The organism is Leptolyngbya sp. FACHB-711 (genome assembly GCF_014695615.1).
Lineage (GTDB): Bacteria > Cyanobacteriota > Cyanobacteriia > Elainellales > Elainellaceae > Leptolyngbya_A.
In genome coordinates, this window is the sequence record NZ_JACJOR010000049.1 from 1 (window position 1) to 9246 (window position 9246).

Below are 9246 nucleotides of genomic sequence, written 5' to 3' on the forward strand. Positions count from 1 at the left end.
TCGATTAATGCGGAAAGATCAAAATTGCCAATCACGTCCTGCCCTTCGGGATCGGGGGACGCATCGAGAATAAACAGCTTGCCTTCATCGATCAGCTTTTGCAGATCCCAACCAAAGCTAAAAGCGTTTTTGATAATGTCAGCAGGCGACTCTTCAAAGGTGACAAAAATTCCGGGCTGGTCAAAATAAATAATGCCGCTGTAGAGAAACTGGACTGCAAATAGCGTTTTCCCTGTTCCCGATGTGCCGCTCACAAGCGTTGTTCTGCCCGCAGGCAACCCCCCATGACTAATATCATCAAAGCCTTCAATCATGGTACGGATTTTCTGAACCCCTAACAGGGTTTGACCATTTTGACTGCTAAGCTGTCCATCCTGATTAATCTGGGTCATGGGTTAACGTAGCCTTCACCTAAAATCAATTTGTTAAAAGAGACAAGTTTGAAAATATAGCAAATAAATGGAAAAGGGTTTGGTAATGTTCTCCATCGCGTTTGAAAATTTACTGCGCTGTGCCCTTGGTCAGGCAGCATGATTTCCTGCTAGAACTTATGCTTACGCAGCGTGACTTGACTGCTACGGTGTTACTGGTTGCGTGGTTATTTATTGCTTTTAATTACTGATTGCTTGGTGACTGATTGCTTTAAGTTGCTTAAAAGGTGGGATTCTCAGCAGTCGAGATTAAAACAGTTTCATCACAACTCCTTTGTAATATCAGGCCTGTCAGAAAAATTCAGTCATTACTAATTACCCCATCGCCTTATTCCGGTTCCTCGATCGATTCAATTTCGGTTTCTTCCTCCTGAAGCTCATCGTAGAGCAAGTCTAGCCCAATCAAAACTCGCTCTCGATCGGAGAGGTCGCCAATAATTTTCCGCACCGGAGGCGGCAGAATTTTTGCCAGGGTAGGAGTGGCTAGAATCTTATCTTCTTCAGCAAGCTGAGGATTTTTAAGAACATCGATTACTTTAAGTGCGTACACCCCCTGAAACTCTTTTTCCAGGATATTGTTCAGCGTTCTTAACGCTCGTACCGAGTTGGGTGTATTGCCTGCAACATAAAGCTTCAGAATGTAAGTTTTTTTAAGGGGACTCATGGAGCATAGAGAGGGGTGGTTGCCTTAGCTGAATGCTTTAACCAAGCAATCAAGGCGTATTGCGAATGAATTCACCACAAAGATACCATCATACTCAGCCTGTTTTGATTCAGCAATGCAGGCTTTTGTGGGCAGTTTGCCTTCGTCTCTAGCCCTGCTCAAGTTTGCAGGAACCCTTCAAGAACTGTCTCTTGGCTAGGATTCTCTCGGAATTGAGCGGCGATACATTTCACAGAGATGGGCGATCGTGTCAATGAGCGTGAGCCGATAATCCAGCAAAACTTCGTCGCTGCGCCCCTCGATCTTAAGATGCTTGGAAAACTCGTCCATTAAATCCATGTGGATCTCAACGATCTGCGAAACAGGGACATCAGCGAAGAAGGCGACATTCACAAAGTTGTCGATTTGCTCGTTGAGCGACGGCTCATTCAGAAAGTAAATTAGGATAATTTCCCGATATTCTGCCTTGAGCTGCCGAAGCAGGTCATCCCGCTGCTCTAGCGCCATGTGACGCAGAAAGTTTTGGGGATTGCGCTTGTAGTAAACTCCCAGGTAACCCAGTCGCTCTTTAAGTTTTTCGGCGAGACGAAGCTGCTGTTCCATCAGGGATTTGTGGGTTGCGAGAGCCTCGATCGCAGTCGCGGTCACTGGCATACCTGACTCAGCGCTACCCGGAGAAAGCTGAATAAATTTGCTGATTGCCTGGTCGATTGCTAGCCCAAGCTGTCCGAGTTGCTGGACACTGAGCTGTCGCACTGCGGCGTGATAAGTAAACTGGCAATCGCTCAAGGGTCGCTCAGGTTCAGGCTGAATGATGACTGTGGGTAGAAAAATAGCTTCTCGATTGAGCTGGTCGAGCAAGACTTGCAGCGTTGGGTTCGCCTGAAGCAGCAGGCAGTCTACATGATTGGACTGAACAAAATTGAATAGATCTGCTGTATCGGTGAAAGCATTCAAGGCATAGTCAACTATCCCTTGGTCACCAGAAGCAGACTGCTTTAAGGCTTCAGACAGCTTCTGAACAACGGCTGTGGCAGCAAGAATCCCGATCGAGAGAAGTGAACGCAAGGCTAGGCGACCCGTGGAAGACAAATACCTGAGCCATACGACCTGGATCGCAGTCTGGACAACAACCTGAACAACAGAAGAAACCAGAGGGAAAGCCAGAGTCGTTTATTGTTTGTCAGTCAATCAGTTCAAACAAGCTCAAACAAGCAATCCAAGCAAAAATATCAGTCATGCTTAGAATACTTAACATTCATTGTAGTTGAAAAAGCCGTTGGTTCAGTCCTTCTGCCGTCATAATTGAGGTACGCTCTCCAGATGTCCTTCCAGCAGATTAGGAGGTTGCGATCGAGTTCCTGATCCACCCTTCCCTCGTCTACCCTGACTCGATTACCCGATCGGATTGGTTTTGCTCTCACTGTTCGCTTCATTCGTTGAAATGCAGTCAATCTGAGCTTTTCTTCGGCTGATTAAGTTTTGATCACCCCTGTTACCTGTCGCGCTTTTATTCCTACTGTTTCGCTCGATCTTGGCATACGCTGTCGTGTGACGACTTCTACGATCGCCTTTCAAAACCGCTTCCACGCTTTGCTTTTGTTCTGCCTTTTATTTCCGCTGTTCTGCCTTTTATTTCCGCAAGCCTGTTCCTTGAGCTGTCCCATGCGCCACAGCTTGTCTCTTGAACCTTTCCCGGCATGAATTCATGGCTACTGTTCGTCTCAAGAAGTTTTTAGTTTCTGTTCCAGCGATCGCCGTGACGAATTCTGTTGCCCAGGCGTGGGAGATTTTTCGTCAGCGTGGCTGTGAACAAATTGTGGTGCTGGACCAGCAGAGCTATCCGATCGGCGTGCTGCGGCTTTTGCGGCTTTTGCCCTATTTGCCCCCCGGGGTGTCTCCCCAGTTCTCTAAAGCGGGAATTCGATCGGGAATTCGATCAGCCGATCAGCAGCAGGAGACAAACTCGCCCGCACCGACACCTGCACCGACAGAAGCTCAGCAGAGCATTTATCAGCTTTGTCAAACTGCCCTGCAACAGGGACAGATGCTTTTGGAAGATTTAACCCTACTGCCAGCTGATCAGCAAGTCAATCAGCTCCAGCCCCATCTGGGTCAGATTCATCAGCAGCATTGGGGCATGCTGGACGCGAATCACCACTTTGTCGGCTTAGTCGATCGCCTCAGTCTTCTGCAATTTCTCTCGCACCAGACCCCTCCGCTCAGCGTTGAAACGGTTCGCGAGCCAAAGCGTGAGTCAAAAGCCGGCAAAACCCAACAGGCATCAAAAAAGCGTGCCTCTGCAAAAGAGGTGAAGACGGTCGAAGAACAGTGGCAAGCCTCGGGTACAGCGTCGCGTCATTCCTTAGCTGGAAAACCCACAGATGGAAAACCGGCAGCCCAAAAGTCCGTTCCCCTACAACCGTCTGCTGCCCCCGATCCGCTGGTCGAACTGTTAGAACGCTTGCCCATTCCCCTGATGCTGCAAACCGCTGCCGGCCAGGTGATCGCGCAAAATTTGGCATGGCGACAGCAAATCGGCGAACTGCGTGACCCCCATCAGGTGCAGTGCGAGGCAGCCCTGGCTCTAGAATCTGCTGAGCGGCACGCGGTGCTTTCAGTTGAGACCGGATCTGCCACCGCTGAGAAAATGCCTGCCAGCGTTCCTCCACGCCTTGACGCTCCTGCTGTGGAACGACAAAGCAACCGCGACTGGGAAAACTGGAACGCAACCGCTAGCCAAATTTCTCCAGAAGCCGACGCTACAGGTCTTTGCCGGATTGGCACAACGCCCGATGCTTGCGTTTGCCTGTGCCCGATGAAAAACGGTCAGGAGCGGATCTGGCAGTTTATGAAAGTGTCGATGGGAACCACAAGCCAGCCTTCGGCTACGTCGCCGTTTTCCAGCAGGGTAAATGACGCTGTTTCTCACTGGGAATTGGAATCTCAGGCAGATTGGCTGCCCCAGTTTAAACTGGCAACCTTGAGTTTTAATCCTGACCCGAATTGGTATTGCCTGCACCAAACTGAATCCCTTTGGCTGGTGCTGGCACAGGACATCACCGAACAGCAGCAGGTGGCCAAGGAACTCGCCGCCAAAAATGCAGACCTGGTGCAGTTAAACCGCCTGAAGGATGAATTTCTCGCCTGCATTAGCCACGAATTGAAAACACCGCTGACGGCAGTTTTGGGCTTATCCAGTCTGCTTAAGGAGCAGGCACTCGGCGCGTTGAACGATCGCCAGGCACGCTACACCCAGTTAATCCACCAGAGCGGTCGGCATTTGATTCAAATCGTCAACAACATTCTCGACTTGACTCGGATTGAAACCGGACAGCTTGACTTGCTGCCAGAACCCGTGGCGATCGAAGAAGTGTGCCGTCGTGCCTACGAGCAAGCCTGTCAGCTCCAAATGGTTGAGCAACACACCGACTCTGCCTTGCCTCACCATCCCCCGGTGCGCTTTACACTGAACATCCAGCCTGATTTGCACAATTTGATTGCGGACGAGCTGCGGCTACGGCAAATGCTCACCAATCTGCTCACAAACGCGATTAAATTTACCCCGCTGGAGGGGGAACTGGGGCTGCGGGTTGAAACCTGGGAAGGCTGGATCGCGTTTACGATCTGGGACACCGGAATTGGAATTCCAGCGGAGAAGCAGCATCTCATTTTCCAGAAGTTTCAGCAGCTTGAAAGCCCGATGACGCGTCGATTTGAGGGAACGGGGCTGGGCTTAGTCCTGACGCAGCGACTTGCCAGGCTGCATGGTGGCGATGTCACCTTTACTTCTCAGGAAGGTCGCGGCAGTGAGTTCACGCTGCTGTTGCCGCCCAGTCCGCCGCAGGTCATGTCGCATTTTCGATCGCCCGCATTAAACCAGGCGGGGCATCGTAATCGGATAGCGATCGTGATTGAGGCAGACACGCTCGCAGTTGAGGGGTTGACGCACCAGTTGATGGGCTTGGGCTACCGGGCAGCCATTGCCCGATCGGGAACAGAAGCCCTGGAAAAAATCCGGCGGCTCCAGCCGGGCATCATCTTCCTGAATCCAATTTTGCCGCTGCTGTCTGGGTGGGACGTGCTGACACTTCTCAAAACCGACCCCGAAACGCAGCACATTCCCGTCGTCGTCACCACAATGCGGGTGGAAAAAGATTTGGCGTATCAGAATGGAGCCGATGGCTTTTTGAGTTTGCCTGTGCAGGTTACAGCTTTGCAGGCTTGCCTCGATCGGCTGATCAAAAGAACACCCATTGCGATAGAACGATCGCAGTCCAACCTGACGATTCTCTACCTGAATCCAGCGCAGGGGCAACAGCCCACCCATCTCGCCAACCAGCTTCATCAGCAGCAGTGCCGGGTGCTAGAAGTTGAGGATCTGGATCAGGCAGATTTACTGGCACGAGTCTGGAAGCCCGATGTCCTGCTCTTAGACCAGAATATTGCTGATCCGGCAAGCACATTGCATCAGTTGAGCCAGTCTTCCTGTCTGGCAAACTTGCCCTTGGTCACACTAACGGTAAAAGCAACAGAAGCAGCCAATCACATTCCGGCACTGCGAGTGTTCCCCTGTCTATCTGGGGCGTGGGACAGCCCAGAGGAACAGCTTCACTGCCCGCTCCAGGATTTGCTGCAAGTGATCCAGATGGCGGCAGGAATGAACTGGACGCCCCATGTGCTTATTGTTGACTATAGCCAACTTGCAGCCAATCCTGCTGTAGCCCAGAGCAGTTCCCTTGCGGAGACGCTTGCTTTGCAGTTCCCCGAAGGGAGCATCGCTTCTGGTTCTCTCAAGCCGCAGCAGGAGTCAACAGAGGCAATCGGCAGAGCTGAGGTGAACGTGCCAAAATTGCCCCATACCCCCCAGGCGATCGCTCAGTATCTTCAAATGGCAGGACTACAGAGTACCGTCGCTCAATCCTGGGCGGATGTCCTGCATCAGCTTCAGCATCACAGCGTCAATCTACTTTTGTTTTGCGTTTATCCCGGTCATACTCCAGCACAACTGCCTGAGATGGCGAACGAACTCGCCCAAATGCCAGGAAAGCCTCCGATTCTGGTTTGGAACCCGCAACCCATTTCCCTAGGAGGAGAACAACCCGTCCCTGACGCAGCAAGCCTCTTCGCCGAGCAACAGCAGTTCGTCGCGTTCTGGCAATCGTTTGTTTTGCAGTTGTCTAAAGAAGGAATCGCAACCGAAGTCTTGCCGGATGGCATCCCCATTTCTAAACTGCTCGATCGCCTTCAGCAAATTTTGTGTCACCCGATCCAGTGACGAAACTAAACGCATAAAAATAAATACGCAAAATAAATACACAAAAATAAGGGGCAAGAAATGGTTTGTGTACCACTCATCGCCCCTTTAATTCATTCAATTCATTCGGTTAATTCCGAAGGCTTAGCGAAGCCATCAAGAACTAGTGGGCTGCTGCCATCTGATCTGCTTGAGCGACTTCGATCACTTCGGCGTCGATCGACTTCACCTGACTCAGCAGTTGCGTCAACGATTCCCCTTCGATCACTTCGGTTTCAATCAGCTTGATCGCGATCGTTTCCAGCAAATCTCGATTAGTTCTCAAAAGGGTGAGAGCCGTTTCGTGGGCACGATCGACAATGCCTTTCACTTCTTGATCGATCGCCTCTGCGGTTTGGGCACTGACCATCCGACGCGGATTCGTATCACCACCAAGGAAGGTATTCTGCTGTCCTTGCTGATACGCGAGTGGACCCAGAACTTTGCTCATACCGTAGGTTGTCACCATACGCTCTGCCAGATCGGTTGCCCGTTGCAGGTCATTGGAGGCTCCGGTCGTGATGCTGCCAAACACCACTTCTTCTGCCGATCGCCCGCCCAACAGCGTAGTAATTTCGCCCTGAAGCTCAGCTTCGCTCATCAGAAAACGGTCTTCGGTCGGGAGTTGAAGCGTATAGCCCAGAGCTGCCATGCCACGAGGCACGATCGAAATCTTCTCGACTCGACCCGATCCGGGCATCACTGACCCTACCATGGCATGTCCAACTTCGTGGTAGGCAACGATCTTTTTCTCTTTCTCGTTAAGGACGCGACTCTTTTTCTCCAGACCTGCCACAACGCGCTCGATCGCTTCAGCAAAATCTTCTTGAGCCACTGCCTGACGGTTATTTCGGGCTGCCAGCAGTGCAGCTTCATTGACCAGGTTTGCCAAATCTGCTCCGGCGAATCCGGGAGTGCGGGTAGCAATCACCTTCAGATCCACATCGGGACCCAGCTTCACATCCTTAGAGTGAATGTTGAGAATTGCCAATCTTCCCTGTAAGTCGGGGCGATCGACCAAGACCTGACGATCGAAGCGACCAGGGCGCAACAGCGCCGGATCGAGGGTTTCAGGACGGTTGGTGGCTGCCAGTACGATCACGGTCCGGTCGCCTGCGGCAAAGCCATCCATTTCAGTGAGCAACTGGTTCAGGGTTTGCTCGCGCTCGTCGTTGCCGCCGTAAAAGCCGTTGCTGGCACGAGATTTACCGATCGCATCCAGCTCATCAATAAAGATAATGCAGGGAGCCTGCTTTTTCGCCTGTTCAAACAGGTCGCGCACGCGAGAAGACCCAACGCCTACAAACAGTTCCACAAACTCCGAACCCGAAATGCTGAAGAATGGAACTCCTGCTTCTCCGGCAACCGCCTTTGCTAACAGCGTTTTCCCGGTTCCGGGAGGACCAACCAGCAGCACCCCTTTCGGAATCCGTGCGCCGAGCTGGGTGAATCGCTGCGGACTTTTCAGAAAATCAACAATTTCAACCAGCTCAGTTTTAGACTCTTCCACCCCTGCAACATCTGCAAAAGTGACTTTATCCGCTTCGCCTTCGACATAAACCTTGGCACGGCTCTTACCGATCGACAACACACCCTGCTGTCCACCACTGCCGCGACTGATGAAGAACTGCCAGATTGCCACAAAGATCAGCGGTGGAACCACCCAGCTTAGGACACTGCCAATCCAGTTATTTTTGGGCGGAGGTGCAGCCGCAAACTCAACGCCGTTGTCTTCCAGCAGCTTGGGCAATTCCAGGTCGAAAATCGGTGTGGTTTCCAGAACTTGCCCAGCGGTGTCATTATCCGCTTTGAGCTGATAGCGAATTTCGTTTTGCCCGACAGAAACCCGTGTCACCTCCTGATCCTGCACCTGATGAATAAACAGGCTATAGGGCACGCGGGGAACCTGCGAACCGAATAGATTCGGCAAAAAGATGTTTGCCAGCAGGAACAGCCCTGAGACAAGCAGCAAAATATTGCTTATCTGGCGGAAACGGGAGGGCTGAGGTTGATTTTTTATCGCCATTTGTACAGCGTTTCCTTTCTTATAGGTTTAGTGGGCTAAATGAGAATTTTTCTGGCGATCGATCCGGTGCAGCGTACTGCCAATCGCAAAAACACATCCTCAAAAGAATAGCCCTGTCTCAGAATGAGCATCCTGCCCCCAGCGGGGGAAATCATCTCACTCTGAGAAGCATCTTATTCACAATTCTAAATACTTTGTCTTATTTATAAAGGGGCGGAAATCCACACTGCCTCCGTCCAGGCTGCGTCGTTCCGCGTTCTCAAGCTGTTTCCATCCATTCAAAAATGCGATCGAGCTGTTCGGTCGTGATCAGCCCATACTGCCAGAGAATCATCGGCAGCAGATTAACCCCCTGATGAGGTTGCCGCAGCGCAAAGGCAATTGCCTGAGTCGGAACTGCCAGCTCATCTTTCAAAAAATCGATTAGTTTTGCCTGTGCGTTAGACACCTGTGCCATTGCTGATTGCCTTGAAAATATAAGTGTTTGTAACGATTAGTTTAAGTTTTGTAAACTTCTTTCAGAATTTGTTGATGGTAATTATAGCGACAAACTGCAAAATTGAGGTATCTCTCTCAAGAATTGCAAACAAAGCCTTTATTTACTCAGCTTCCAATTCGTAGGGAAGACCGATATCTACCAGAAGGGAGACTTCGACCAGAACAGCTTCTCATTCAGGACGATCGTTCCTGATAGAGTTCCTCAAAGAATTTCCTAAGCAACAAAATTGCGAAAATAAATTTTCTTGAAAGACTATCTTGAATTCGTCCAGCTCAGAAATACCTCAGTAGATTTGTCATTCATTTCGTTTGTCATTTATTTGGTTTGTCG

At 50.8% G+C, this 9246-nt stretch carries 6 protein-coding genes; 1 reads left to right on the forward strand and 5 read right to left on the reverse strand.

The window, feature by feature from the left end; all coding sequences use genetic code 11:
• From H6F80_RS00910 to H6F80_RS29540, 3 genes are all read right to left on the reverse strand, one after another.
• The coding region (locus H6F80_RS00910) for an ATPase domain-containing protein (RefSeq protein WP_277879000.1) at nt 1–392 on the reverse strand (392 nt) is incomplete at its 3' end.
• 367 nt (nt 393–759) lie between these two features.
• Nucleotides 760–1095, reverse strand: coding sequence for a circadian clock protein KaiB (gene kaiB / locus H6F80_RS00915; protein ID WP_190789742.1), 336 nt, complete (start codon nt 1093–1095; stop codon nt 760–762).
• Nucleotides 1096–1290: 195 nt separating this feature from the next.
• The gene (locus H6F80_RS29540) at nt 1291–2163 is read right to left on the reverse strand and encodes a circadian clock protein KaiA (RefSeq protein ID WP_190789743.1); all 873 of its coding nucleotides are present in this window, start codon (nt 2161–2163) and stop codon (nt 1291–1293) included.
• Between the two features lie 640 nt (nt 2164–2803).
• Here H6F80_RS29540 and H6F80_RS00925 point away from each other — a divergent pair.
• Nucleotides 2804–6373 carry an ATP-binding response regulator gene (locus H6F80_RS00925; protein WP_190789744.1) on the forward strand — a complete coding sequence of 1190 codons (3570 nt, stop codon included), beginning with the start codon at nt 2804–2806 and terminating at the stop codon, nt 6371–6373.
• Between the two features lie 142 nt (nt 6374–6515).
• Here the strand turns inward: H6F80_RS00925 and ftsH4 are convergent, their stop codons facing one another.
• Both ftsH4 and H6F80_RS00935 read right to left on the reverse strand, forming a co-directional pair.
• Nucleotides 6516–8417 carry an ATP-dependent zinc metalloprotease FtsH4 gene (ftsH4, locus tag H6F80_RS00930; protein ID WP_190789745.1) on the reverse strand — a complete coding sequence of 634 codons (1902 nt, stop codon included), beginning with the start codon at nt 8415–8417 and terminating at the stop codon, nt 6516–6518.
• Between the two features lie 259 nt (nt 8418–8676).
• A complete protein-coding gene (locus H6F80_RS00935; RefSeq protein WP_190789746.1) occupies nt 8677–8874 on the reverse strand; it encodes a DUF2949 domain-containing protein in 198 nt (65 codons plus the stop codon).
• Between the last annotated feature and the right edge of the window lie 372 nt (nt 8875–9246).